Origin of the sequence: Arsukibacterium tuosuense (assembly GCF_900215315.1) — a bacterium.
In the GTDB taxonomy this organism is placed as follows: Bacteria; Pseudomonadota; Gammaproteobacteria; order Enterobacterales; family Alteromonadaceae; genus Alishewanella; species Alishewanella tuosuense.
In genome coordinates this window covers 170659-197640 of record NZ_OBEB01000001.1, presented here as the reverse complement: position 1 = coordinate 197640, position 26982 = coordinate 170659, and the positions used below count along the sequence as shown (strand labels likewise).

At 46.4% G+C, this 26982-nt stretch carries 19 protein-coding genes; all 19 read left to right on the top strand.

Features of this window, described 5'->3' with window-relative positions:
- The first annotated feature begins 255 nt into the window (after positions 1-255).
- The 19 genes from CRO03_RS00830 (at position 256) to CRO03_RS00740 (ending at position 26978) form a co-directional block, all read left to right on the top strand.
- A complete protein-coding gene (locus tag CRO03_RS00830; RefSeq protein WP_212682307.1) occupies positions 256-1677 on the top strand; it encodes a tetratricopeptide repeat-containing diguanylate cyclase in 1422 nt (473 codons plus the stop codon).
- A gap of 51 nt (positions 1678-1728) precedes the next feature.
- Positions 1729-2775, top strand: coding sequence for a succinylglutamate desuccinylase (gene astE, locus CRO03_RS00825; RefSeq protein ID WP_097109688.1), 1047 nt, complete (start codon positions 1729-1731; stop codon positions 2773-2775).
- Positions 2776-2948: 173 nt separating this feature from the next.
- A complete protein-coding gene (locus CRO03_RS00820; protein ID WP_097110341.1) occupies positions 2949-4133 on the top strand; it encodes a thiamine pyrophosphate-dependent dehydrogenase E1 component subunit alpha in 1185 nt (394 codons plus the stop codon).
- Positions 4133-5110 carry an alpha-ketoacid dehydrogenase subunit beta gene (locus CRO03_RS00815; protein ID WP_097109687.1) on the top strand — a complete coding sequence of 326 codons (978 nt, stop codon included), beginning with the start codon at positions 4133-4135 and terminating at the stop codon, positions 5108-5110. Before CRO03_RS00820 ends, CRO03_RS00815 begins: the two co-directional genes overlap by 1 nt.
- Positions 5111-5119: 9 nt before the next feature.
- Positions 5120-6676, top strand: a complete 1557-nt coding sequence (locus CRO03_RS00810; protein ID WP_097109686.1) for a dihydrolipoyllysine-residue acetyltransferase — start codon at positions 5120-5122, stop codon at positions 6674-6676.
- Between the two features lie 90 nt (positions 6677-6766).
- Positions 6767-8227: an AAA family ATPase gene (locus CRO03_RS00805; RefSeq protein WP_097109685.1), complete on the top strand. Its 1461-nt coding sequence runs from the start codon at positions 6767-6769 to the stop codon at positions 8225-8227.
- A gap of 45 nt (positions 8228-8272) precedes the next feature.
- The gene (locus CRO03_RS00800) at positions 8273-10111 is read left to right on the top strand and encodes a protein kinase domain-containing protein (protein ID WP_097109684.1); all 1839 of its coding nucleotides are present in this window, start codon (positions 8273-8275) and stop codon (positions 10109-10111) included.
- Positions 10112-10264: 153 nt separating this feature from the next.
- On the top strand, positions 10265-10738 hold the full coding sequence (locus CRO03_RS00795) for a GAF domain-containing protein (RefSeq protein WP_097109683.1): 474 nt from the start codon (positions 10265-10267) through the stop codon (positions 10736-10738).
- A complete protein-coding gene (locus CRO03_RS00790; protein WP_097109682.1) occupies positions 10735-11073 on the top strand; it encodes a hypothetical protein in 339 nt (112 codons plus the stop codon). The genes CRO03_RS00795 and CRO03_RS00790 overlap by 4 nt, the downstream gene beginning before the upstream one ends.
- Before the next feature lie 7 nt (positions 11074-11080).
- Complete coding sequence (gene proQ, locus CRO03_RS00785) at positions 11081-11824, top strand: RNA chaperone ProQ (protein ID WP_097110340.1); 744 nt, start codon at positions 11081-11083, stop codon at positions 11822-11824.
- Positions 11825-11841: 17 nt separating this feature from the next.
- Positions 11842-13866, top strand: coding sequence for a carboxy terminal-processing peptidase (gene prc / locus CRO03_RS00780; RefSeq protein WP_097109681.1), 2025 nt, complete (start codon positions 11842-11844; stop codon positions 13864-13866).
- An 86-nt stretch (positions 13867-13952) separates the two neighbouring features.
- Positions 13953-15284: a sodium-dependent transporter gene (locus CRO03_RS00775; RefSeq protein WP_097109680.1), complete on the top strand. Its 1332-nt coding sequence runs from the start codon at positions 13953-13955 to the stop codon at positions 15282-15284.
- A gap of 78 nt (positions 15285-15362) precedes the next feature.
- Complete coding sequence (gene nhaC, locus CRO03_RS00770; RefSeq protein ID WP_097109679.1) at positions 15363-16832, top strand: Na+/H+ antiporter NhaC; 1470 nt, start codon at positions 15363-15365, stop codon at positions 16830-16832.
- A 78-nt stretch (positions 16833-16910) separates the two neighbouring features.
- Positions 16911-19493 carry an aminopeptidase N gene (gene pepN, locus CRO03_RS00765; RefSeq protein ID WP_097109678.1) on the top strand — a complete coding sequence of 861 codons (2583 nt, stop codon included), beginning with the start codon at positions 16911-16913 and terminating at the stop codon, positions 19491-19493.
- Positions 19490-19714 (top strand): DUF2835 family protein, encoded by a 225-nt coding sequence (locus CRO03_RS00760; RefSeq protein WP_097109677.1) that lies wholly within the window; start codon positions 19490-19492, stop codon positions 19712-19714. Before pepN ends, CRO03_RS00760 begins: the two co-directional genes overlap by 4 nt.
- A gap of 320 nt (positions 19715-20034) precedes the next feature.
- Positions 20035-22116 (top strand): DUF1302 domain-containing protein, encoded by a 2082-nt coding sequence (locus CRO03_RS00755; protein ID WP_097109676.1) that lies wholly within the window; start codon positions 20035-20037, stop codon positions 22114-22116.
- A gap of 16 nt (positions 22117-22132) precedes the next feature.
- A complete protein-coding gene (locus CRO03_RS00750) occupies positions 22133-23494 on the top strand; it encodes a DUF1329 domain-containing protein (protein ID WP_097109675.1) in 1362 nt (453 codons plus the stop codon).
- Between the two features lie 228 nt (positions 23495-23722).
- On the top strand, positions 23723-24658 hold the full coding sequence (locus CRO03_RS00745) for a WD40/YVTN/BNR-like repeat-containing protein (RefSeq protein WP_245861372.1): 936 nt from the start codon (positions 23723-23725) through the stop codon (positions 24656-24658).
- Position 24659: 1 nt separating this feature from the next.
- The gene (locus CRO03_RS00740) at positions 24660-26978 is read left to right on the top strand and encodes an efflux RND transporter permease subunit (RefSeq protein WP_097109674.1); all 2319 of its coding nucleotides are present in this window, start codon (positions 24660-24662) and stop codon (positions 26976-26978) included.
- Positions 26979-26982: the final 4 nt, after the last annotated feature.

The following is a 26982-nucleotide window of genomic DNA, read 5'->3' as shown; positions in this document are numbered from 1 at the left end:
GTTTTAAGCCATCTAACAGTGCAGCAACAGTTAGCAGAGCTAGACGAAATTAGACTAGAAAATTTACCTCGTTTTAGAGCTGAACTGGCAAGAATAAGGGAGTTAAAGCTTACTCAGCCAGAAGATATTGAATACTTTACGTTACTTACCGCATACGAGTTTGCTTTACAAGGACAGTATGACAAAGTACTCCCGACTCTTACACCATTATTAAATCCGTCGTCGAATTCTGTTTTTACTACCAGAGCTCAGCTTATGGCGGTAAACGTTCTTTTTTTGTCCAACAACTATAAGTTAGGGTTCTCCTACTTTGAACAGCTGATAGATAGTATTCCAAGCATTACTGATCCAGAGCTATTGGCAAATGTTATCGTCATAGTAATGTTTACATACAATCAGTTAGAACGTTTTGATTTAACATTGTTATACGAGCGCTATATTGACTTTGACACCATCTCTCCAAAAATGTCTTGTCTTATTCGCGCTACGTCTATTGATGCTAAATATCAACAACATGATCTCGCTTTTATGGAAGCAGAGGCCGGTAACGTTATAAATGAATGCATTGCGGCCAAACAAATAATTCCAGCGAATCTTGTCAGAAAAGAGTTGATGCGAGCTTTTATAAACGACAACAATCACAAACGAGCTTTGTCATTTTTTCAGCAACATATTGAGGAAATTCAGCAGATACAGTATCCCATGCTGATCTCACAGATAAACGCGTTGGCGGCGCAAGCGCATTTAGAAGAAGGGTACCTAAAAAAAGCACTTTTCTTGGCAGATAAGGCGCTGGAATTTGGTCAGGCTAGCCCTAATAATATTGCGCTGGTTGAAGCTTACGACGTGTTATATCGAATTGCCAAAGCAGAGCAGAACTTTCAGCAGGCATTAGCTTATCTGGAACGCAAACAGCAGATTGAAAACGAATTTAAAGCCAGTAAAACCTCACAGCAAATTGCTTATCATACGGTTAAGTCGGAAATTGAACTGAAAAATCAGCGTATAAATTTGCTGGATCGGGACAACGAACTGCTGTTTTTACAGCAAAGTATCTATAAGGAAGAAGCCAAAAATAGTCGTTTAATGTTGATTCTGGCGACTTTAATTGGGACTATTGCACTGGTGTTAGCCTACCGTGGGTTGACCGGCCGTAAGCGTTTTAAATTGATGGCTGAATATGATCAGCTGACCGGGATTAGTAACCGCTATAATTTTAATAATCAGGCAAAACAGGCGCTTAAGCATTGCCAGGCCAAACACGTACCAGTAGCAATGATTTTATTCGATTTGGATCATTTTAAGTTGATAAATGACCAGTTTGGCCATGCCACAGGTGACTGGGCGTTGCAGCAAATCGTGCTGGCCTGTAAGCAGTTTATGCGTTCAAATGATATTTTTGGCCGGATTGGTGGCGAGGAGTTTGTTATTATGATGCCCGGCTGTGAGTTGGATAAAGCCACCTTATTGGCCGAGATATGCCGTGATGCCATTGTTAGCATTGATTGTAATAGCAATGAGCATCAGTTCAGCCTTAGCGCCAGTTTTGGTGTCAGTGGTAGTGAGATAAGTGGTTACGATTTAAAACAACTATTAGCAGATGCAGACAAAGCAATGTATCAAGCCAAAGCCAAAGGCCGTAATCAGGTCGTCGAATATCAGCAAACTGAACACTAATACGGTTGCCATTAGTCCTTTTGATTTGCCAAACACATGGAGTAGTAATGTATGGTACAGCAACTCATACCTGCTGGAGACTTTCTTAAACTCACCCTGGAAAACCCGGATGGCCTGGCGCCGTTTAAATTTTCGCTGAATAATGGTATCTCAGGGCAGGTTTGGGATACCGGTGTTATTTGTTTTGAACCCTCGCAAGCAACATCTGATGATTTGGTATTGTCATGTGGTGTGCATGGTAATGAAACGGCGCCTATTGAAATATGTGCTGCGATAGTACAAGACATTCTGTCTGAGCGGCTATTACCAAAAGTAAGGCTGCTGGTGCTGTTTGGAAACCCGCCGGCGATAAATGCAGGGACGCGGGAAATCAGTGAAAACCTTAACCGGCTTTTTTCCGGACATCATAGCAAAGGGGCTGGCCTGATTAACGGCGAAAGACGCCGTGCCAAGGCGCTGGAGCACTATGTCAGCCAGTTCTATCAGCAGTCACACGTAACCGGGTCGGTGACGCGTAACCGAAGCTTGTATGATTTACACACCGCTATTCGTGGCTCTCGCTTCGAGAAGTTTGCCGTTTGTCCATTTTTGCATGGTAAGCCATGGCGCCGGGCAGAGTTTGCTTTTTTAGCTGCCTGTGATGTCCATACTGTACTACTGATGCAAACGCCTGCTACTACCTTCAGCTATTATGCGTCTAATGAACATGCCGCGAATTCGTTTACTATTGAACTGGGCAAGGTTAAACCGTTCGGCCAGAATGATATGACTCGTTTTGCAAAGGCGGATGCCAGTTTAAGGGCGCTAATCCGGAACGAGTCGGTTAAAGCCGGGACTTATAGCGATGCGCAGTTTAATATGTATAAGGTGTACCGCTCGATAGTAAAACAAACTCAGGATTTCAAATTACACTTTGCCGATGATATTGAAAACTTCACCAGCTATCCGCCAGGTACCTTACTGGCGACGGATGGCGATATTGAATACCGGGTAGAGCAGGAAGGTGAGGCGCTTATTTTCCCCAATGCCAACGTTGCCATTGGTCAGCGAGCGATGTTGATGGTAATACCTGCTTCAGTTGCTGATAATCTGCAATAAAACACAGTTAGAGCCGCTAAGAGTGGGCTGACAGACAGTAAATATAACCTGACAGCTCAGCCGGACGTCAGGTTTTTTTGTACCAGGGCAAAGTTGCAATGCAGTTTACGTAAAGGTAAAGTTCCCCGCAAATAATGATAATCGACAGCGTGTCCACAACCCAAGAGATTGCTATGACAAACCCTAATAACGCCACCATCACCACGGTGCATACTGCAGCTTTTACTGCCGGTGATGCGTTAAAAATTCCTACTTTGCGAATTCTGCAAGATGACGGCAACCTGTATGACGGTGCCGACAAGCCGACCCTGGATAAAGACACTGCACTGAAAATGTACGACACCATGGTGTTTACGCGGGTGCTGGACGAACGGATGCTGGCTGCACAGCGGCAGGGCCGGATCAGCTTTTATATGCAATGTCTGGGCGAAGAAGCCACCACGGTGGGCAGTGCTGCCGCACTGGATGAGCAAGATATGATCATGGCGCAGTACCGGGAACAGGGCGCTCTGCGTTATCGTGGTTTTAGCCTGGAACAGTTTATGAATCAGCTGTTTTCTAACGAGAAAGATCTGGGTAAAGGCCGGCAGATGCCAGTGCACTATGGCAGTAAAGATATTTACTACATGACGATATCTTCACCGTTGGGTACTCAAATTCCTCAGGCCAGTGGCTATGCCTATGCCCAAAAGCTGCGTGGTTTGGCTAAGACTACCATTTGTTACTTTGGTGAGGGTGCTGCATCAGAAGGCGATTTTCATGCTGGTTTAAATATGGCGGCAGTGCACAAAGCACCTGTGCTGTTTTTCTGTCGCAATAACGGCTATGCCATTTCAACCCCAGCGAATGAACAATTTGTCGGTGATGGTATTGCTTGTCGCGCCGTAGGCTATGGTATGAAAGCATTGCGGGTAGATGGTGCTGATATTCTGGCAGTATATCAGGCAACAAAAATGGCCCGCGAACATGCGCTTAAGCATAACGAGCCGGTGTTAATTGAGGCAATGGCTTACCGGTTAGGTGCCCACTCTTCCTCTGATGACCCAAGCGGCTATCGTTCAAAGGAAGAAGAAGAAATCTGGCGCAAAACGGACCCTATATCCCGTTTTAAGTTGTGGCTGGTCAAACAGGGCTGGCTGGATGAAGACGCTGACAAAGCAAAAATTGAAAAGCTCCGAACTGAAATACTTGATGCCTTAAAAGTGGCTGAAAAAGTAGCAAAGCCTGGCATAGAACATTTAATTTCTGATGTGTATCAACAGCCGATCCCGGCGTTACAACAACAATTAGATGAATTAAAACAACATATCAGAAAATACCCGGATGCCTATCCGGTGACATCGGGGAGAATGGACTAATGGCGAAAATGAATATGCTGCAAGCGATTAATAATGCGCTTGATTTAGCCATGGCAAAAGATGACACCGTGGTGTGTTTTGGTGAAGATGTTGGCCATTTTGGTGGTGTTTTCCGGGCTACCAGCAAATTGCAGGAAAAATACGGCAAAGCGCGCTGCTTTAATACGCCGTTAACGGAGCAGGGCATTGCCGGCTTCGCTAACGGTATGGCGGCACAGGGTATGAAACCGATCGCGGAAATTCAATTTGCTGATTACATTTTCCCAGCGTTTGATCAAATCGTTAATGAAACAGCGAAATTCCGCTATCGCTCCGGCAATGAGTTTGACGTTGGTGGCATAGTGTTTCGCAGCCCATACGGCGGCGGTATCGCCGGCGGCCACTACCATAGCCAGTCGCCGGAAGCTTATTTTGCTCACACTCCGGGCTTAAAAGTGGTGATCCCGCGGGATCCCTATCAGGCAAAAGGTCTATTGCTGGCATCGATTGCCAGCCCGGATCCGGTTATTTTCTTTGAACCGAAAAAACTGTACAGGGCGTCAACCGGCGAAGTACCGGAAGACTATTACGAAATTGAGCTGGGTAAAGCTGAAGTCGTGCAACAGGGTAAGGATGTGACCGTGCTGGCATGGGGTGCGCAGATGGAGATAGTCGATAAAGCAGTAGCTATGGCGCAGGAGCAGGGCGTGTCCTGTGAAGTTATCGATTTACGCAGCATTTTGCCATGGGATGCCGATACCGTTGCGGCCTCCGTTCAGAAAACCGGCCGGCTGGTTATTAATCATGAAGCGCCATTAACCGGCGGCTTTGCCGGGGAAATAGCAGCAACCATTCAGAAAATGTGTTTTTTGTATCTGGAAAGCCCGATTGAACGGGTGTGCGGCTTAGATACGCCGTATCCGCTGGCACTGGAAAAAGAGTATGTTGCCGATCATCTTAAAACCTACGAAGCCATTATGCGCTCGGTTAAATTCTAAGGAGATGGCATGAAACAGGATTTTATACTGCCGGATATTGGCGAAGGTATCGTTGAGTGCGAAATCGTAGAATGGCTGGTCAGCGAAGGTGACACCATTAAAGAAGACCAGCCGGTTTGTGATGTAATGACTGACAAAGCGTTAGTGCAAATACCCGCAGTACATAATGGCGTGGTTAGCAAGCTGTATTATGCAAAAGGTGAAATTGCTAAAGTGCATGCGCCTTTATTTGCGATGGAGATTGCTGATAACGCGGCGGCTGCAAAAGCTACTGACAAAATTAAAGAGTCGCCAGCAGAAGCCAGCACAGACTCGGCTTCATCTTCGGATAGCGGCACCGAAGACTTTATCTTACCCGATATTGGCGAAGGTATCGTTGAGTGTGAAATTGTTGACTGGCTGGTAGCTGAAGGCGACACCATACAAGAAGATCAGCCGGTATGTGATGTGATGACCGACAAAGCACTGGTGCAAATACCGGCTAAATACTCGGGTGTGGTCAGTAAGTTATATTATGCTAAGGGCGAAATTGCCAAAGTCCACTCACCGTTATTTGCGATGCAGATAACTGGCGAGACTGCAGCAACAGCAACTACACAGCCTGCCTCGTCGCCAAAACAAACAGAGCAAAACCTCCAAAGCAAAGGCAATATTGCCAGTGGTAAAGCGCTGGCCAGCCCGGCAGTGCGCAGGTTAGCTCGTGAGCTGAGCATTGATTTGGCAAAGGTGCCGGGTTCAGGTGATAAAGGCCGGGTGTTTAAAGAAGATGTTAAGGCATATGCCGATGGCCCTGTAAAACAATCTACAGCCACTAAAACTGAACCCAGGGCCGATTCGCCGGTCCAGAGCAGTGCTAAGGCTGCGGACAGAGTCGAACCTATTAAAGGTATTAAAGCGGCGATGGCACGGCAGATGGCAGACTCTGTCGCCACTATTCCGCATTTTACTTACTGCGAGGAAATTGACTTAACTGAGCTGATAGCGCTGCGTTTAAGCCTGAAAGACGGTTATGCTAAGCAAGGTGTCAAGCTGACGATGATGCCGTTTTTTATGAAAGCGATGTCGCTGGCAATTAAAGATTTTCCGGTAATGAACAGTCAGCCAAACAGCGATTGTACTGAGCTGCGTTTTTTCAGCGAACACAACATCGGTGTTGCCGTTGATTCAAAAGTTGGTTTACTGGTACCAAATGTTAAAGGCTGCCAGAGTAAATCGATTGTGGATATTGCCCGCGAGCTCGGCCGTTTAACTGATGCAGCCCGTGAAGGCAGGGTTAGCCCGGCAGACTTAAAAGGTGGCACCATTACCATCTCTAATATTGGTGCAATTGGTGGTACTGTAGCAACGCCTATCATCAACAAACCTGAAGTGGCAATAGTAGCGCTTGGCAAAGTACAAAACCTGCCACGTTTTAATGCTAAAGGTGAAGTAGAAGCCAGACAACTGATGCAGATAAGCTGGTCAGGTGATCACCGGATCATTGATGGCGGCACTATTGCCCGCTTTACCAATTTGTGGAAGCAGTATCTGGAGCAGCCATCATCTATGTTGGTTAACATGATTTAAGCAGTTGGCAAGCTTGATTGTTTCTGATAAAACCCACGATAGCAGTGGGTTTTTTTATGGCTGCCGGTATAGACGGCTCAGGGAAAAAAGATGTACGAATTTGAAGATTTAAGGGTACTGGTGCAAGCGAAAAGCCCGCTGATTATCATTGAAACCTATGAAGAGCTGCGGGCACTGGCGTTAATCAAGCGCCTGGCGGTGAATTTAATGCGGCCGGTGTTTCAATGGACGATTACAGACGGCTTGCAGCGCACTGATCGGGAAAGCAGCCCGCAAGCATTCAATACTGAGCCGGCTCAATTGCTGGCCCAGATTAAAGGTACCCGTATTCCCGGTATTTATGTGCTATGTGACTTTCATCCCTTTTTAGCAGAACCCCGGCATATCCGTTTTATTAAAGAAATTGCCCAGGCTCATGACAGTCTGGGACATACCCTTATTTTACTAAGTTACGCGTTGGAAACGCCGCCGGAACTGGCGCGGTTAAGCTATCGTTTTCAGTTGTCGTTACCGGGCGAGCAGCAAATAAGGCAGATGATCAGTGAAGCGGCTGACAAATACAGCCGCGAGCATGGCCAGCTGGTGGACATGGCGCCGGTTGATGTCAGCGCGCTGGTTCAGAATTTACACGGCTTGACGTTTGACGAAGCGAAACGGCTGGCTTACAAGGCGATAGCAGATGATGGTGCTATTACCGGTGACGACATCCCCAGAGTTAACCGGGCAAAATTCAATTTACTGCAAAGTGGCGGCACCTTAAGTCAGGTTTTTGATACCAAGACCCTGGATGACGTGGTCGGCCTGCCGAATTTAAAGCGGTGGCTAGGTCAGCGACAACAGGCCTTTATACTAAATGGTCAGGATACACCGAAGGGAATTTTGCTGACCGGAGTACAGGGAACCGGGAAAAGTCTGGCCGCTAAGGCAATTGCCGGTGCCTGGTCCATTCCGTTACTGCGCTTAGACATGGCGGCGTTGTACAACAAGTATATTGGGGAAACAGAAAAGAACCTCAGTCAGGCATTGGCTCAGGCTGACTCCATGGCGCCTTGTGTATTGTGGATTGATGAAATTGAAAAGGGCCTGGCCGGTGGCGACAACGACAATGGCGTTACCCGGCGGATCCTCGGTACATTGCTTACCTGGATGGCAGAACGGGATAAACCGGTTTTTCTGGTTGCTACGGCAAACAACATTGAAGAGCTGGCGCCCGAATTATTGCGAAAAGGCCGTTTCGACGAGATATTTTTTGTCGATTTACCTGATGATCAGCAAATTAAAGCGCTGCTGGCTTTGCATTTGCAACGGCGCAATTTAAGCCTGAGCGACGCTGAGCTTAGCCAGTGTCTGGCTTTGGCACAAGGTTTTTCCGGCGCGGAGCTGGAGCAGGCAGTAGTCAGTGCCAGTTACCGGATGCACAGTGATGGTGACGGTTTTAGCTTACAGCATTTACTGACTGAGCTGGCCGAAACCCAGCCGCTATCAGTGGTGATGGCCGAGCGGGTAACCCGTTTACGACAGTGGGCACAACAGCGCTGTGTTATAGCCTAACAGTTAGTCGCTGTTAGCGGTTAATTCAGAATCGACAGGATGCTTATGCCGGACAAAGCCGATAAAACCCCGTTGCGAAATTTTTATATACCGGAAGAACAGTCGGTATATTTGCTTAATGCCAATGACGCCAAAAAGCTGAAAGACTGGGTCGCGCTTTGTATCGAAGAGCTGGAAAAGCTGGGGTATCGCCAGATAGAACTAATTGGAAAAGGTGCATATGGCTTTGCGTTCGCTGGTTTCGGCCAGGATGGCGCATCCTGTGTATTCAAGTTCTCCCGGATTAATCTGGCTCAGCACATCCAGGAGCGGCTTGCTGACGAAGCTTATATGCTGTCGCTGGTTAAGCATCCTGCGGTGCCGTCATACATTACTTATCAGGTTATTAAAAAGCAGGGCATTTTGATGATGAGCCGGGCTAAGGGACTGGATCTGGAGCAATACAGTCTTAAAGCAGGTCGGTTGCCGGTAAGGTTAATAATTGACATTGCTGCTCAGTTGGCTCAATTGCTGTTGTTTTTACGTCAACAGCAAATTGATGGTAACAGCGCACCAATAGTCCATGGCGATATTAAGCCTTCAAATCTGGTGTTTGATGAACAAAGCGGCAAAATAAGTTTGATTGACTGGGGATCGTCAGTCCATGCCCAGTTAGATTGTCAGGGCCAGTATCTGGCTAACAATGTAATGCAGTTGATGTCGGCTGATTTGCAAAACTCCAATGCCAGAATGGGAGATGTATACTTTATTGGTCCTGAGCAGCGGAACGGCGAGCTATCGAGTCCGCGTTTTGATGAGCAGGGCGTTGCCAGTACCTTATATGCGCTGGCATCGGCACAGTCCTGCCGGTTTGGCCGCCAGGCAATACCGGCGCGCAGCTTAGGATTGCCGGTTGAGTTTGCAACTATGCTTGACAGCATGCTGGCCGATGATCAGATGTTGCGCCAGCAGGCCGGTGATTACTTTATCAGCAGAATGCCGCAACTTACCCGCCTGGTTCTGCCCCCCCTGAACTTGCTACCAGATAGTCCTTTGCTACCGGTATGGTGTAGTGACCAACTCCAGGAGCTTGATACCGTTGTTTACTCATCCCGTAAATCATTTCTGCGTGAACATCAGGAAGATGCCAACCTGCACTATGTCGACGATGTGCAGCTGGAACGCTATTACAAAAATTATCTGGAAGGAATGGGGGAGACTGAGAAGGCGTTTATTGCTGCAGTAGGGCGTCTGGCACGCTACCCGGTGGTCGGCGGGTTGGCTATTCACTGGCAGGCTGGCGGGGTATATATCGATTCCAGTTTAAATCTTTACAATGCCAACCTGAAAAAAGCGTTTAGTCATGCGGTTAATAATGTGGTTAATCTTGGGCGGGCCATCGGCAAACTGGGGGTATTTAAAGCGTGTTTGTTTGATGCCCGTAACACTATCCATATCAGCCGGGAAACAATGGAACAGCCCTTTGTTGTTCCGGCTGATGCGAAAATACAGTATCAGGCAGCGCCGGTGCTCAGTCAGGAAGAAGCCAGTAAACAACACTCATACTTCGAAGATGGCAAAGATCCTGACGAGCAGCTGGTGTTACCTGAAGCCATTATGGACGATATTGCTAAGCTGAATCTGATTCGCCATACCGGATGCATTATATTTGAAGTGACTCCGCTTTACATGAAAGTACACAGTTACTATCGCTTGCTGGATAGTACTGCTGAGCCGGAATTTGCAGCTCTTTTGCAGAGCATTCTGGCTAAAGTACCTTTGATTAGCGGGGAAGGTGTCGGTGGCTTTATGAAACTACCGTATAAAGACACCCGTTTTTTTGAGCATCAGCGGCAAACCAGCGCCTGTTATTATCCGCCAAACCCCTTGCAATTTAGTCCCTGAAATCATCGTTCGGATGATTTATAACCAGTTTCGTTAATTCTGTGCAGAATTCATGCGGATCGGGGCAGTCTTTCACACTAAAAAGGTTTAAATTAGCCAGCAAACCAAGTAATGTAGTGCCTTTGATACCAGGTAAGTTGAAACCGCAAACCGATGTCTAGCGAAAAACATACTCAATACGACTTGTTGCTGCAGCAAGCGCAGGCGCTTATCGCCGATGAACCCGATGTTATTGCCAATATGGCCAACCTAAGTGCTCTGCTATATAACAGCCTGCCAGATTTAAACTGGGCTGGTTTCTACATTATGCGTGCTGGTGAACTGGTATTGGGGCCGTTTCAGGGGCAGGTCGCCTGTGTCCGGATCCCGGTGGGTAAAGGTGTATGCGGAACGGCAGTTGCCAGCGGTGAAGTACAGCTGGTTGCGGATGTGCATCAGTTTGCCGGGCACATAGCCTGCGATGCTGCCAGCAATTCAGAAATTGTGATACCGGTAAGGTATAACAACGAAATTGTTGCTGTCCTGGATATAGACAGTCCGAAGTTCGCGCGTTTTGACAATAGTGACCAACAGTATTTAGTGACATTGGTTCAACTGCTTGAGAAGCGTTTAACAGGACCATTATGAAAGACGCACTGACCGTTCAGGATTACCTATTAAATGAATCTGAAGTCGGTGACTGGGATGGTGAAGAAGAGCTGGTAACTGATAAAATTAACAGTATTATTCACGCGGTCTGGGATGCGTTACCCGATGATCTGGCAACGGAACAAATAGAGCGGATAATGCCGCAATTTTGGCAGCAATTAGGTGGTGACACCGTATTGCTCGATGTTGATGAGCACGAATTGACCGGTTGGGCCTTGGTCTATATGCGGCAACAAATTGAACTGGGCATTGATGATGCTGAAGCTGCCGATGCAGTAGATGCGGATGTCAATGCAGACGATGAAGAAGAGTGAAATTTTAATGACAACCTCCACTGAAGCTTTAAATACCGCCGAAACCACTGCGTCAGAGCAAGAGACGACAGCCAACAAGAGTGAACCCAGTAAACTGGCAAATGTAAAAGAAGTATTGGCATATCTGGCCCAGCAATTTCCTTTATGCTTTAGTGTTAAAGGTGAAGCTAAACCGCTCAAAATAGGTATTTTTCAGGACCTTGCGGCTCGGTTGGAGCAGGACAGTCTGGTCAGTAAGACGCAACTAAGGCAGGCTTTACGGGTATACACCTCAAGCTGGCGATATCTGGAAGCAATCCAGCCTGGCGTTGCCCGCGTAAATCTTGAAGGAGAAGCTGGTGAGCAGATTGATCAACAGCAAGCTGATCATGCACTTAGCACTCTTACAGATAGCAAGCAGAAGGCAGCGGAGGTGCGTAAAGCACGAATAGCTGAGCAGAAAGCAAAAGCCAAACCCGTCTCCGACAAACCTGCTTACAAAAAAAAGCCGAACAAATCGACTAATAACGTCTCTAATGACACTAAGCTAAGCAGTAAAGCAGTAACTAAAACTGTCAGCCCCACGGCAACAGCACCTGCTTTACAGGCTATAGCTAACGAGCAACTTAAAGTAGGTGCTGGTGTACTGGTTAAGTTAGGTCAGTCACCGATGACAGCGACCGTACTCGAGGTGCATAAAGACGATGTAACCGTGCAGCTGACGTCTGGAATGGTGGTGAAAACCCGTCGGGACAGTTTGTACCAAGCCTGATTAACGCAGAGTAGCTTATGAAAAAATTATCCATTTTAGCGGCAAGTTTGATGATGGCTTTGGCTGTAAGTGCCGAGCCCAAAAAATCTGAAGAGAATCTGGTATTGCCTGTTATGGCACAGGCGTCTCATCATGCAACAGCCAGTAAAAGGATAACAGCGCTGTTTACCCGCAGTCATTACGTGCCAGTGCAACTCAACGATGAGTTGTCTGGTCGTATTTTCGACATGTATCTGAAAAATTTAGATTATTATCGCAATGTTTTATTAAAATCTGATGTCGAGGCATTTTCTCGTTATCGCGAAGAGTTCGACGACGGATTAAACAAAGGAAATTTAAATTTCGCGTTTGATATGTTTAACCAAACGCTGGAGCGTCGTGCTGAACGTTTTGATTTCGCAATCAGCTTGTTGGCGCAAGAGTTTGATTTCAGTAAAGACGATAATTATCAGTACGATCGTGAAGACGCCCAATGGCCAGCAGATCAGGCAGAAATGAATGAACTGTGGCGGCAAAGGGTTAAGTTTGATGCGTTAAATTTAAAACTTACCGGCAAAACCGATGATGAAGTCAGAGAAATCCTGACTAAGCGCTATCGTAATAGTCAAAAACGGCTGAGTCAGACTAACAGCGAAGATGTATTTCAGTTAGTTATGAATTCTTTTGGCAGAGCTATTGAAGCGCATACTTCTTATTTGTCACCCCGTAACGCTGATCGCTTTCAACAGGAAATGAACTTATCGCTGGAAGGTATAGGTGCAGTGCTGCGCGCGGAAGAAGATTATACCGTGATCCAAAGCCTGGTGCCCGGTGGTCCGGCCGACCAGACACAGAAATTGAAGCCCAAAGACAAAATTATTGGTGTTGCGCAGGATTCCAAGGAATTCGTTGATGTCATCGGCTGGCGTCTGGACGATGTTGTTGATTTAATTAAAGGCCCGAAGGGTAGCACGGTGCGGCTGCAGGTGCTGGGTGGCAGTGACATTGCCGCCAATAAAGCTGACGTGGTGACAATAGTACGCGATAAAATCCGGCTGGAAGATCGTGCTGCCAAAGCAGAGGTGCTGGACCCGAAATTATATGAACTCGAACAGAACATCGGCGTCATTAGTATCCCGGGATTTTATAATAATCTGGCTGAAGATGTTAAAAAGCTTCTGGTCGAACTTAAAGAGCAGAAGGTAGACGGTATTGTGGTTGATCTGCGCGGCAATGGTGGTGGTTCTCTGCAGGAAGCCACCTTGCTTACCGGCTTGTTTATTGACCGCGGTCCGGTGGTGCAGATAAGACAGGGCGACGGTAAAGTAACGGAATCGCCAGATACTGACGGTGTCAGTTATTATGAAGGTCCGTTGACTGTATTAGTCGACCGCTACAGCGCTTCCGCCTCTGAAATCTTTGCTGCAGCTATGCAGGATTATGGCCGGGCATTGATAGTTGGTGAACAAACCTTTGGTAAGGGGACTGTGCAGCAGCACCGTGGTCTGGGCCGGATTTATGATATGTTTGAGGAGCCTTTGGGTAGCGTGCAATACACTATTGCCAAGTTCTATCGGATTAATGGTGGTAGTACCCAACATCAGGGCGTGATACCCGACATTCATTTTCCAACTGCTATTGACCCGGCAGAGTGGGGCGAAAGTAAGGAGCAGCATGCTTTGCCGTGGGATTCTATTCCACCGGCCAACTATGCCAGTGTAAATGATATTCAGGCCGTAGTGCCGGTTCTGCTTGAAAAACATCAACGCCGGATCAGTAAAGAGCAAGAGTTTGCTTATTTGCTGTCTGATATAGATGATTACCAGCAACGCCAGGACGATAAAACAGTTTCTTTAAAAGAAGCGGTTCGGGTAAGTGAACGCGATGAAGAAAAAGCAGAACAACTGGCCAGGATTAATGAACGGTTAGTGCGGTTTGAACTGGAGAAAGTTGAATCTGTTGATGACGCGCCTGAGCTGATAAATGAGCTTGATCCATTTCTGGAAGAAGCGGCCAGCATTACCGCAGATTTATTGATGGTTAGCCGTCTGGCAAAAAAATAACTGAACGTTAATAATAAATAACAAAAAGCGGTATTGGATACCGCTTTTTGTTAGGCTAAAACAAATAATAATTATAAAGGTTAACTATGACTTCACGGGGTGTATTTTCATCAAGGCTGGGTTTTATTCTGGCCGCTTCTGGTTCAGCCGTAGGTTTAGGAAATGTTTGGGGGTTTCCATCCCAGGTTGCCAGTAATGGCGGTGCGGCTTTTGTTCTGATGTATCTCATTCTGGCCTTCGTACTGGCGTACCCGGTGTTAATGGCTGAGTTGTTGATTGGCCGGGCAACGGAATCTAATGTTGTTGATGCGCTGGGGAAAGTATCAGGAGGACGCTCTGGCCGCGCAGTTGGAATGTGGGGTATTGCTACTGTATCGCTTATCCTGGCTTTTTACGGCATAGTCGGTGGCTGGATGCTGTCCTATACGCTGGAGGCACTTGCCAGTTTAGCAGGGCTTGATCAACTGGCGCAGTGGCTGATAGCGTCGTCGCTGTCACGCAACATTCTGTTTTGTGGTTTGTTTATGCTGTTAACAGTAGGTATTGTTAGCGGCGGAGTGGTTAATGGCATTGAGCGTTGGTCAGTGCGGTTAATGCCAACCTTATTTGCCTTAATGTTACTGTTGTTCGGTTATGTTATGACTCAGGACGGCGCTATGGACGGCCTGCGAGTCTACCTGCTCCCCGATTTCACTGAAGCGCTCAATCCTGATTTATTAATAAGTGCCATGGGCCAGGCTTTTTTCTCCATGTCATTGGGCGTGGGCACTATGCTGATATATGGCTCCTACGTCAGCCATAAAGAAAATCTGCCAAAGTTGGGCGCGTCGGTTGCGCTGGTAGATATTGGTGTAGCAGTATTAGCCGGTTTACTTATTATTCCGGCAATGTATGTTGCATTACATAACGGCGTTGAAATTTTTGGCGAAAATGGCCAGTTACTGGCTGAAGATACATTGATTTTTACTGTTTTACCTTCGCTGTTTACCACGATGGGCTCGGTAGGGCTGGTGGTTGCCTGTGCCTTTTTCCTCTTAATGTCAATTGCCGCTCTAACCTCGTCAATTTCTATGCTTGAGGTACCGGTTTCCTATGTTGTTGAGAACCGCAAAGTCGCCCGCAATAAGGCAGTATGGATTATTGCCGCCATTATATTTTCACTGAGTGTGCTTATCCTGTTAAATTTTGAAACCCTGTTTGGTTTCGTCATTGCCTTAACTACACGTTACAGCCAGCCGCTACTCGGCTTGATGCTGTGTATATTTGCAGGTTGGGTATGGCACCGCGATCGTATTCTGGATGAGCTGAAAAAAGGTGATGCTGCGGCTGAACATAGCTGGTTCTGGCGCGTGTGGCCATGGTATGTCAGGTTTGTTTGTCCGGTGATTATTTTGTTGATGTTTTATCGGTCGTTATAAGTGTCCGCAACAACAATTATCCATCAATAATAACAAAATAAGACGCTACGAGCGTCGTTGCCTAACGGAGCAATTTTAATGACTGAAAAACATCCCAGTTTTCTGGATGCAGCCTTGCCGCTTATTGTGTTGATAGTTTTACTGTCAGCATCGGTGTACTTGTTCGGTAGTGACTCTTCTTATGGTCCGAACCAGATAGCGTTATTTGTGGCCACTGCCGTCGCTGTTATTGTCGGCCTGAAAAACGGTTATAAGTGGCAGGCCATGGAACAAGCCATGGTTAATGGCATTTCATTGTCACTCGGCGCGGTGCTGATATTGCTGTCAGTCGGGGCCTTAATTGGCACCTGGATGCTATCGGGTACCGTACCCACATTAATTTACTACGGTTTACAGTTGTTAAGCCCAACCTGGTTTTATGCTGCCAGTTGTTTGCTATGCGGTATTGTAGCAATGAGTATTGGTAGCTCCTGGACAACCGCTGCAACAATAGGTGTTGCATTGATTGGTGTAGCATCGGGTCTGGGGTTGTCGCCAGCAATTACAGCTGGCGCTATTGTCTCAGGCGCCTATTTTGGCGATAAGCTTTCACCGTTAAGTGAAACGACTAATCTGGCGCCGGCCGTCGCAGGTGCCGAGCTGTTTGAACACATCCGGCATATGTTATGGACAACCGTTCCCAGCTACATTTTGGCTTTGTTACTGTTTACGATTATTGGCTTTAACAGTGATATTGCAGCTGACTTTGCCCGGATTGAGCAAATAAGCACAGTATTACAGCAACATTTTGCTATCAGTCTGGTATCTCTGGTACCACTGCTGGTTTTACTGGCGATGGCAATCAAGAAAGTACCGGCATTTCCCACCGTTTTTATTGGTGCTTTACTTGGCGCGGTATGGGCAGTATTTTTTCAGCAGGACTTACTGGCGCAACTCGTAGACAAAAACCTGTCCGCAGCAGTGGGGATAATTAAACTGGTGTGGCATACCTTTTACGCTGGTTTTGCGGTAGAAACAGGTGATAGCAACTTAAACGATTTATTAAGCGGTGGCGGTATGGCAAGCATGCTAAATACTATCTGGCTGGTATTTTGTGCCATGATGTTTGGCGCCACTATTGAAAAAATTGGTTTGCTGCGTAAGTTTGTCGAGTCTATTTTGTTCTTCGCCCGCAGCACCGGCTCATTAATCACCAGTACTATAGCGACGTGCTTTGTAACCAATTTACTTACAGCAGATCAATATATGTCAATTGTGATGCCCGGCCGTATGTTTAAAGAAGAATATGAACGTCGCGGCCTGGCGCCGGTTAATTTGTCACGATCGCTGGAAGATGGTGGCACTATCACCAGTCCATTAATTCCATGGAACACCTGTGGTGCATATATGCATGGCGTACTGGGGGTGAGTCCGCTTGACTATGCTTTTTATGCGTTCTTTAACTTAATTAATCCGCTATTGTCTATCGTCTATGCTTATCTGGGAATAAAAATTCTACGACTGTCTCCACCCGCCAGCATGCCAAATACCCAGGTGGTGAAAAATTAATTAAATACAAATGGCCTGAATAACTTCAGGCTTTTTTTCCTGAGAATCAGAGTGTTTTAGCGGTACCAAGGAGCGCACATGAGCAGTAATTCAGCACGCAGTAGCCGTCGTCTTGCCGATTACCGGCAACCGGACTTTTTAATTCCGGAAATTGAACTGAGCTTTGAATTAGACCCTGACGCGACCCGGGTAACTGCTTTGATGCAGGTAAAACGGCAAACTGAAGGCGCGCCTCTGATATTGGACGGACAGCATCTGGATTTGCATTACATCGCATTAGATGGTGTAGAACTTAGGGCTGAGCAGTATCAGATTACTGATGATCAACTGATTATTGCCAGGGTACCTGCTGAATTCAGTTTGCAGATAACGACAGGGGTTAACCCAGCCGCGAACACGGCTTTAGAAGGGTTATATCTGGCGAACAATGTATTTTGTACTCAATGTGAAGCTGAGGGATTTCGCCGGATCATGTATTTCCCGGACCGGCCAGACGTATTGACGATTTATACCACTCACATTATTGCTGATCAGAATCACTACCCTTATCTGTTGGCCAACGGCAACAAAACCGCATCCGAAACCTTAGCTGATGGCAGAACCAGGGTAAGTTGGCATGATCCTTTTGCCAAGCCCTGCTATCTGTTTGCGCTGGTAGCCGGTAAATTTGATTGTCTGAACGATAGCTTTACGACGCAAAGTGGCAGAGTAGTAGCGCTGCAATTGTTTGTAGAGCCCGGCCAACTGGAAAAAGGCCATTTTGCCATGGCAGCACTGAAGCGGGCGATGCGCTGGGATGAGACCCGATATAATCTGGAGTATGATCTGGATGTCTATATGGTTGTGGCCGTTGACTTTTTTAACATGGGAGCAATGGAAAACAAAGGGTTAAACGTTTTTAACAGCAAGTATGTTCTGGCAGATGACAGCATTGCTACTGATAAAGATTATTTCAATATCGAGTCAATTATCGGTCACGAGTACTTTCATAACTGGACAGGAAACCGGGTAACCTGCAGGGACTGGTTTCAACTTAGCCTGAAAGAAGGGTTGACTGTATTCCGGGATCAGGAGTTCAGTGCCGATATGGGTTCAGCGACGTTAAATCGGATAGACGCAGTAAAACTGATCCGAACTGCCCAGTTTGCTGAAGACGCCGGACCAATGGCTCATCCCATCCGGCCGGAACAAGTGCTGGAAATGAATAATTTTTATACCGTTACGGTTTATGACAAAGGTGCCGAAGTCATCCGGATGCTGCAGACTTTGCTCGGTAAGCCTGGTTTTAACCGGGGCCTGGCGTGTTATCTGCAGCGTCATGATGGCCAGGCTGTCACTTGCGATGACTTTGTCAGTGCTATGGAAGAGGCCAACGATGTTGATTTAAATCAGTTTCGTTTGTGGTATAGCCAGGCGGGCACGCCTTTAGTAACTCTGAACCAACGCTATGACGCAAAACATGCCACCTTACACCTTGAAATATGCCAGCATCACTCAGCGTCGGCCGACCAACCTGACAAGCAGTCACTGCTTATTCCACTACAGATCCAGTTGCTCAGCAGCGACGGGCAGGTAGACCAGCAGCATCTTATTACCCTGAGCCAGTTTACCGAACAGTTCAGTTTTACCGGTGTGACCAGCGAGCCCGTTGTTATCTGGGAAAATTTTTCTGCACCAGTGAAAATGCAACAGGATTATCAGTTGGGCCAATTACTGCTTATTGCTGAAAAAGCCACTAATGGTTTTGCCAGATGGGATGCAATGCAGGTTTTCTGGTCGAACCTTATTCGTCAACACGCCAGGAAACCGGATGATCAGCTTGAATTACCCGAAGCACTGTTGGATGTTATGCGCCATTGGTTACAACAGCCATTATCCGACCTGGCACTGACCGCGGAGTTACTTTCACTGCCAGACTTTGATACGCTGGCCGAGCAATATGACCAAATTCCGGTCGATGTAATTATCAGTGGCCTGCAATCTATTAGACAGCAACTGGCTGAGTTACTGGAACAAGATTGGCAGCTATGTTACCAGACGACAGATTCTGCTCCTTATCACTACAGTGAACAGGCAGTGGGAGCAAGGGCGCTACGAAACAGGTGCTTAAGTTATCTTGCGCTCACCAGCCAGGGGACTGAACGACTTGAGCAGCATTATAAACATGCCGACAATATGACCGATACTATGGCGGCACTGGCTGCCGCGCAAGATGCAGGTTCAGCGGGCTTTGCCTCCCTGGCAGCTGATTTTGCTGATAAATGGCAGGACAATGTACTGGTAATGGATAAATACTTTTCATTGCTGGCGTGTGATCCCAGCAGTGAAGTGTTTAATAATTTGACAAAATTAAGCGCACATCCGTTATTCAGCTGGAAAAATCCGAACCGGGTACGGGCGTTATTCGGTGCCTTTAGTATGCGTAATCCTGAGCAATTTCATCGCGCCGATGGCCAGGGCTATCGCTGCCTGGCTGAAGTAGTAGCCCGAATGGATGCCATCAACCCACAAGTTGCTGCGCGGTTGATCACCCCTTTGCTCGCGTGGCAACGTTTTAATGATCAACGCCGTGAAAATATGCTGGCAGAATTAAAACAACTGGCCACGAAATCTGATTTAAGCAATGATTTATATGAAAAAATCTCTAAAAGCTTATCATGAAACGTCAGTATCTGTTTAGCGCCTTTCTGGCCAGGGAAAAATGTTTGCTTTATTACCAGGGCACAATTCGCTATGTAGTGGTAACTGCTGACTCCGGCGAGCGGATCCAGCTTGGTCTTAAACATTTTCAGCCTTATTTTTCTGCTTTAGGCTTGCGTGGCCGATTCAGACTAACATTAACTGAAACCGGTGCTTTTGATAGCCTGGAACAAATTAATTAGAGTTATTACTTTAAACGACAGATTAAAACGGAGCCTTGCGGTTTCATCTGGTTTGACCTTTAATTTCATTGGCTTATAGATTAGCTACTGCAAGGTTCAGTCAATGGTTAAACTGAAACAGTCATTATCGGATAAAGCAGAAGTGTCAATATGTAAAAATTGAATAAAAATCAACAGATTTACGCAAGGAGAAGCCTTGCTAACACCCTAAAATGATGTAATTATTTCTGTGATGCAAGCTGAGCTCCGAGCAGTTGGTTCAGCATAATAATTAAAAAGACACAAAAACATACCTGCAGGGACAGGGGGGAGATCACAAGATGAATAGAAGGCCTAATACTTTTTATAAAAGTCCGTTAGCCTTGGGGGTTGCATCTGCATTGCTGGCATTGTCCGTTGTGCCTGCACAAGCAGCAACCTTTGATGTTGGCAATTTCCAGGTTGTATTTGACTCAACCTTTTCTTATGGCGGCAGTATCCGTACTGAAGATCGCAATTGGGATACGATATCGAAAGTAAACCATCCGCGTTTTGACTGGACCGGCTACAACGCTGCAACCAATGTCATATATCAGCCAGCTGATATATGGGCGCAACCTGGCGCCTATTCCAGCAATGGTGATGCCGGCAATCTTAATTTTGACCGTGGTGATATGTTCTCCAGCCTGTTTAAAGGCTTACACGAATTATCAATTACTAAAGATAACATCGGCTTTTTTGGCCGTTTTATGTATTTCTACGATTTTGCCATGAACGATGGTGACTTCGCGTACAGCAATCCATTAAGTGGCCAACGTGTTGACCCTTGTGCTGATGAAGGCTCACGGGAACTCGCTTGTAAAGATTTCAGGGTTTTAGATGCTTACCTTTATGGCAACTTCTCATTTAACGATGGCATGAATCCAGTTACTGTGCGGGTGGGTAATCAGGTACTGAGCTGGGGTGAAAGTACTTTTATCCCGCATGGTATAAATATTACGCCAGTTGATGTTGGGATCCTGCGGGCACCAGGTGCTGATTTAAAAGAAGCGTTTATTCCAACCGGTATGGTCACTTTGTCTGTTGGCTGGACAGAGAACCTGTCAACCGAAATGTTTTATCAGTATTCATGGCAGGAAAGTTATCTGCCACCTCCGGGCACCTACTTTTCTACTAATGATTTTGCTGGTCGTGGTGGCTATGCACAAAATATCCAGCTGGGTTTTGCTGGTAACCCAGATATAGACCTTGCTTATTTATTGCAAAACTTAAATGGTATTGGTTCAGCTGTTGCTGCCGGACAATTGGATCCCGCTACTGCTGCCCAGCTGTATCTAGCGTATCCAACTAAGGTTGCTTTACGCCCATCAGGCGTAAATGGTGAAATTAAGCCGGAAGACGGTGGCCAGTATGGTTTAAAAGTTGAGTATTTCTCACCCGATTTAAATGATACAGAATTTGCTTTGTACTACATGAATTATCACAGCCGGGTGCCGGTAATATCTGGTGTGGCTTCTGATTTCAGAGGGCCGGCTATTCAACAGGATATTGGCTACTTAGCCCAACAGGCGGGTAATTTAACCGCAGATAACATCAACAACTTACTGGCTTTCTCTAAAGGTAAACTGGAATATCCGGAAGATATAAAACTTTACGGCTTCAGCTTTAATACCACGCTAGGGACTACTTCAGTCGCCGGTGAAATTGCATATCGTCAGGATGACCCGTTACAAATAGATGACGTGGAAATTTTATATGCCGGTATGCCTGAACAACTTGCCAACGCAGGTATCAGACCAGATTTGGACGGTATCTCACAAATTGGCCGGGAAATCGGTGTTAAAGTTCAGCCAGGTGATCCGGCGCAGGGCTATATTTTAAGCGATACCGTGCAGGCTCAGGTTACTTTTACTCATTTATTCGGACCAACCCCCTTGCTTGCTGCCGACAACTTCACCATGCTGGCTGAAGTAGGTGGTATCAAGATAAGCGATATGCCTTCGCAGGATGTATTGCGGTTGAATGGTCCGGGTACTGATCGCAGTGGTGCACCATTGATTGGCGTTAACGGCCCTTCACAAGGCTTGCATACCGGTTTATCTGACGGCGCTGAGACTAACCCGTTCCCAACTGCCTCAGCCTGGGGCTATCGTATTCTGGCAAAGGCTGACTATAACAACGTTTTTGCCGGAGTAAATATGTCACAACGTATTGTGTTCTCACATGACGTTAACGGTATTACGCCAGATCCACTGTTTATGTTTGTTGAAGACAGAAAATCAGCAGCTTACGCAGTCAGCTTTGATTACTTAAGCAAGTGGTCAGCTGAACTATCATACAATTGGTTCTGGGGCGGTGCAGGGACTACGAATAACGTAGCCGACCGTGATTTTGTATCTTTCAATATTAAATACTCTATTTAAGGGACGAGAGCTGATTATGAAAAAACTCACCCTATTATCTTCAGCGGTTGCACTGGTGTTCAGTTGCAATGCTCTGGCAAAAATTACAGCAGAACAAGCTGCCAGATTAGGTAACGATTTAACACTGGTAGGTGCTGAAAAAGCAGGCAATGCAGATGGCTCTATCCCCGAGTGGACTGGCGGTATTACCAGCGCACCTGCAGGTTACAGTGCCGGTGATCATCATGTTAACCCGTTTGCATCTGATGAAGTTGTCTTAACAATTGATAAGTCAAACGTAGCAGACCATCGGCAGTTTTTGAGCCCCGGCATGTTGCAATTGTTTGATATTTATCCTGATACCTTCAAGATGAATATTTATCCAACCCGGCGCAGTGCCTCATACCCACAGTATTTCTATGATGCGACCAAACAAATTGCTACTGAAGCGGAATTGGTTCAGGGCGGCAATGGTTTAATTAATGCTGCAATTGGCATTCCATTTCCAATACCGGAAAATGGGTTAGAGGCGGTCTGGAATCATATTGTCCGGTATCGTGGTGTGGCTGCCAGCCGAAATGGTGGTCAGGCCGCACCAACATCAAACGGTGCTTACACCGTTATCGGATTCGATGAGCAGATCATGTTCAAATATTCTCACCCGGATGCCACCGCAGACGCGTTAGAAGCAGAAAATATTCTGTTCCGGTTTAAGCAAAGTGTTACCTCTCCGGCCAGACTGGCTGGTACTGCGTTATTGGTGCATGAGACCATGGATCAGGTGGCTACGCCACGTCAGGCCTGGACTTACAACACCGGTCAACGTCGGGTTCGTCGTGCGCCAAACGTAGCATATGATGCACCAGGTACTGCGTCAGATGGCTTACGTACTACTGACGATTTTGACATGTTTAATGGTTCACCGGATCGTTATAACTGGGAGCTGAAAGGCAAGCAGGAAATGTATATTGCATACAACGATTACAAACTGCACAGTAAAGAAGCAAAATATGACGACATTCTGATGGCCGGTCATATTAATCCAGATTACGTTCGTTGGGAGAAACACCGGGTCTGGGTGGTTGAAGCTACGCTGAAAGAGGGTACCCGTCACGTGTATGGTAAGCGGGTGTTTTATATCGATGAAGACAGCTGGCAAATCCATATCGCTGACTTGTACGATAACCGGGGCGACATGTACCGGGTAGCGGTAGCGCATGGCTTGAACTATTATGAAGTACCAACGCATTGGAGTACGCTGGAAGTTTATCATGATCTGAATTCACGTCGTTATATCGCAATCGGCCTGGACAATGAAGACAGAATGTATGACTTCTCAGTTGAGCTTTCTGACAATGACTTCACCCCTGCGGCACTACGTCGGGCTGGTACGCGTTAATCAACGTTGTTAGGCAAACGGCTGGCATTAGCCGGCCGTTTTTTTTAGTTACGATTGCAGTCTGACAGCGTTTTGAGACAGCAATTTGTTTATTCACTGAATTTAAGAGTAATTACACTGCCTATGTTTAATAAACTTTTTCTGGCTTGTTGTTGTGTGTTGCTGAGTAACACAGCCTTCACAGTTATGGCTGATGTCAATTCCGTCGAAGAGGTTAAGGCAGCATACATGATGCCACTTGCTGAAAAATCTCTGCTGACTGATGTGCAAAAAGTTAGCAATAATTTTTTCGTAGCAGTGGGTGAACGCGGTCATATCCTGTTAAGTGATAACGGCAGTGATTGGCGGCAAGCTTCGGTTCCTACTCAAAGTATGCTTACCGCTGTTCATTTTATTAATGAAACTCATGGTTGGGCGGTGGGCCATGATTCATTAATTCTCTTCACCAGCGATGGTGGCGCCAGCTGGCAATTACAGCAATTTTTACCAGAAGATGATAAACCATTGCTTGATGTTTACTTCCGGGACGCCCGACATGGTATTGCGGTAGGGGCTTATGGTCTTTTTTACAAAACAACTGACGGGGGCGACACCTGGGAGCAGGCATTATTTATTGAGCTTGCTGCAGAGGAAGACAAAGAATACCTGCTGGATTTGCAGCAAACAGACCCGGAAATATACCGCTCTGAATTAGGGTCTATTTTACCGCATTTTAATCGACTGTTTGTCGATGGCAATACACTTTATATGGTCGGTGAAGCCGGATTTATTGCTAAAAGTGCCGACTTTGGCGACAGTTGGCTGCGTATGGAAGAATTCTATAACGGCTCATTGTTTGATTTACATCGGACCCCCGAAATGGGCTTACTTGCTGTGGGTCTTCGTGGTCACGTTTTTCGCAGTGAAGATAACGGTCAGACCTGGCAACAGGTTGAACTTAGCGAATCGGCAACATTAAACAGTGTGTTCAGTGATGCAAAAGGTACGGTCTATCTTGCGGGTAACTCTGGTACATTATTGCAGAGTATCGATGATGGCCTGACTTTTACAGAGCGCTCAGAGCCTGATGGCAAAGCTATTTTGAATGGCGTGGTTCTGGACAACCAGATGTTATTAGTTACTGAAGTTGGCATTAAAGTATTAAACCTGGATAAGTCTGAATAATATGAGTGTAAATTCGCTGGTTAATAAATTTGAGTATGCGTTGTTCAGGCACCGGATGTTAGTGCTTGTTATTTTTCTACTGGTTACTGTCGGTTTACTGATAAAAGCCACTGACATAAAACTTGATGCCGCTTTTACAAAAAACATTCCGTTAAAGCATGAATACATGCAGACTTATCTGGAGCACGCTGAGGACTTCGGTGGCGCCAATAATATTCTTATTGCTGTTTGTGATGCCAACGGAGACATATTTAATCCAACCTTTTTTGAAACCTTTCGTCAGGTTCATGATGATGTAGTTTACACCCCGGGTGTAAACCGGGTTTTAGTAAAATCGCTGTTCAGCCCTAGTACCCGTTTTATTGAGGTTGTTGAAGATGGTTTTGCCGGTGGCCCGGTTATTCCTGCTGACTTCGTTGCTGATAAGCGGGGCCTTGATAAGGTTAAATCCAATATAGAAAAAGCTGGCATCGTCGGCCGCATGGTCGCCGACGACTACAGTTGTGCGATGATAACCGCTCAGTTACTTGAGATTGATTCTGAGACAGGTGAAGCAGTCGACACGCTCGAATTTGCTTCTTCGCTGGAGCAAAATATCCGGGCCAAGCATCAAAGCGAACAAATCAGTGTTCACATCATTGGTTTTGCCAAAATGGTCGGTGATGTTGCCGAAGGTGCCAAAGGCGTCGTGTTGTTTTTCCTGGTGGCCATCGGCGTTACCGCATTAATGGTTTATTTCTTTTCAAAATCAGTGATGCTGACAGTGCTGCCAATAGCGTGTTCATTGATCGCTGTGGTGTGGCAAATGGGCTTACTGACAATACTGGGTTTCGGTATCGACCCGATGTCTATTTTAGTTCCGTTTTTAGTCTTTGCTATTGGTGTTAGTCATGGCGTACAGATGATTAACTCTACCGGTAAGCGGGTTGCCGCTGGTATGGATGCAAAGACAGCCGCGGAATCGAGCTTCCGAAAATTACTGGTGCCAGGTGGTGTTGCCTTACTGTCAGATACGGTTGGCTTTTTAACCTTATTGATAATTGAAATAGGTGTTATCCGTGAATTGGCTATAACAGCCAGTTTAGGTGTTGCAGTTATTATATTGACGAATTTAGTTTTGTTGCCTGTGCTGATGTCTTACGTTAAGTTCAGTGCCGCATACAAAGCACGCGTTGCTACGCCATCTGTCAGAGCGGAGAAATTCTGGTATGCAATGTCAGCTTTTGCCACTAAGCGTTTTGCCTATGTGATCCTGGTCATAACTGCCATCTTGTTTGCGGCGGGTTACTGGCAAAGTCAGCAACTTAAAATTGGCGACTTACATGAAGGTGCACCGTCATTACATGAAGACTCCCGCTATAATCTTGATACCAAGTTAATTACTGACAGCTTCGCTATTTCGGTTGACTACATCAATATCATGGTTGAAACCGTGCCTAGTGCTTGCACTGAGCATGACATTATGGACCGGATTGATCAGTTCCAGTGGTTAATGGAAAACGTACCAGGAGTTCAGTCTGCAGTATCGTTATCGTCGGTATCGAAAACGATTAACGCCGCTTATAACGAAGGCAATCAGAAATGGCGGGTATTACCCCGCAATACGCAATCTTTAGTTCAGGCTTCATCCCGGGTTGAGACCAGTACCGGCTTGCTGAATGCAGATTGCTCCGTTATGCCGGTAATGGTGTTTTTAGAAGATCACAAAGCCGAAACAATTGAAAGGGTAGTTGCCGCTGCCAAAAAGTACGGTAGCGAGCTCGGCGACGAGCAAACCCGCTTTATGCTGGCATCGGGCCCTGCTGGTGTGATGGCTGCTACTAACGAGGCAGTATCCGCGGCGCAGCAACCGATGATGTGGTACGTTTATGGTGCTGTCATTATTTTGTGTCTGCTCAGTTTCCGTTCGCTTAGGGCGACCATAGCGGTTGTGGTACCGTTGTACGTGGTATCAGTGTTGGCAATGGCGTTAATGACCAAGTTACAAATTGGATTGACCGTATCAACCTTACCGGTTATCGCCCTGGGTGTTGGTATCGGTGTCGACTACGGTATTTATATCCTGTCTAGTATGAGCCAGTTGTTGCGCGATGGCATGCCACTGCGTCAGGCCTATTTTGAAGCGCTGAAAGAACGGGGTAGTGCCGTATTATTTACTGGTATAACACTGGCAATTGGTGTCAGTACCTGGGTATTCTCAGCGTTAAAATTCCAGGTCGACATGGGAATTCTGCTGACCTTTATGTTTATTGTAAATATGTTGGGCGCAATTGTGGTGCTTCCGGCATTGGCAGCAATTTTCTGGAGGAATAACCGTTAACTGC

What these genes read in the sequence shown, in the direction of transcription:
- CRO03_RS00790 (WP_097109682.1), top strand. Translation starts at nt 10,735, where the DNA reads ATGAAAGACGCACTGACCGTTCAGGATTACCTATTAAATGAATCTGAA.
- CRO03_RS00740 (WP_097109674.1), top strand. Translation starts at nt 24,660, where the DNA reads ATGAGTGTAAATTCGCTGGTTAATAAATTTGAGTATGCGTTGTTCAGG.
- CRO03_RS00815 (WP_097109687.1), top strand. Translation starts at nt 4,133, where the DNA reads ATGGCGAAAATGAATATGCTGCAAGCGATTAATAATGCGCTTGATTTA.
- CRO03_RS00760 (WP_097109677.1), top strand. Translation starts at nt 19,490, where the DNA reads ATGAAACGTCAGTATCTGTTTAGCGCCTTTCTGGCCAGGGAAAAATGT.
- CRO03_RS00800 (WP_097109684.1), top strand. Translation starts at nt 8,273, where the DNA reads ATGCCGGACAAAGCCGATAAAACCCCGTTGCGAAATTTTTATATACCG.
- CRO03_RS00755 (WP_097109676.1), top strand. Translation starts at nt 20,035, where the DNA reads ATGAATAGAAGGCCTAATACTTTTTATAAAAGTCCGTTAGCCTTGGGG.
- nhaC (WP_097109679.1), top strand. Translation starts at nt 15,363, where the DNA reads ATGACTGAAAAACATCCCAGTTTTCTGGATGCAGCCTTGCCGCTTATT.
- CRO03_RS00810 (WP_097109686.1), top strand. Translation starts at nt 5,120, where the DNA reads ATGAAACAGGATTTTATACTGCCGGATATTGGCGAAGGTATCGTTGAG.
- pepN (WP_097109678.1), top strand. Translation starts at nt 16,911, where the DNA reads ATGAGCAGTAATTCAGCACGCAGTAGCCGTCGTCTTGCCGATTACCGG.
- CRO03_RS00820 (WP_097110341.1), top strand. Translation starts at nt 2,949, where the DNA reads ATGACAAACCCTAATAACGCCACCATCACCACGGTGCATACTGCAGCT.
- proQ (WP_097110340.1), top strand. Translation starts at nt 11,081, where the DNA reads ATGACAACCTCCACTGAAGCTTTAAATACCGCCGAAACCACTGCGTCA.
- CRO03_RS00775 (WP_097109680.1), top strand. Translation starts at nt 13,953, where the DNA reads ATGACTTCACGGGGTGTATTTTCATCAAGGCTGGGTTTTATTCTGGCC.
- CRO03_RS00745 (WP_245861372.1), top strand. Translation starts at nt 23,723, where the DNA reads ATGATGCCACTTGCTGAAAAATCTCTGCTGACTGATGTGCAAAAAGTT.
- prc (WP_097109681.1), top strand. Translation starts at nt 11,842, where the DNA reads ATGAAAAAATTATCCATTTTAGCGGCAAGTTTGATGATGGCTTTGGCT.
- astE (WP_097109688.1), top strand. Translation starts at nt 1,729, where the DNA reads ATGGTACAGCAACTCATACCTGCTGGAGACTTTCTTAAACTCACCCTG.
- CRO03_RS00795 (WP_097109683.1), top strand. Translation starts at nt 10,265, where the DNA reads ATGTCTAGCGAAAAACATACTCAATACGACTTGTTGCTGCAGCAAGCG.
- CRO03_RS00805 (WP_097109685.1), top strand. Translation starts at nt 6,767, where the DNA reads ATGTACGAATTTGAAGATTTAAGGGTACTGGTGCAAGCGAAAAGCCCG.
- CRO03_RS00830 (WP_212682307.1), top strand. Translation starts at nt 256, where the DNA reads ATGGCGGTAAACGTTCTTTTTTTGTCCAACAACTATAAGTTAGGGTTC.
- CRO03_RS00750 (WP_097109675.1), top strand. Translation starts at nt 22,133, where the DNA reads ATGAAAAAACTCACCCTATTATCTTCAGCGGTTGCACTGGTGTTCAGT.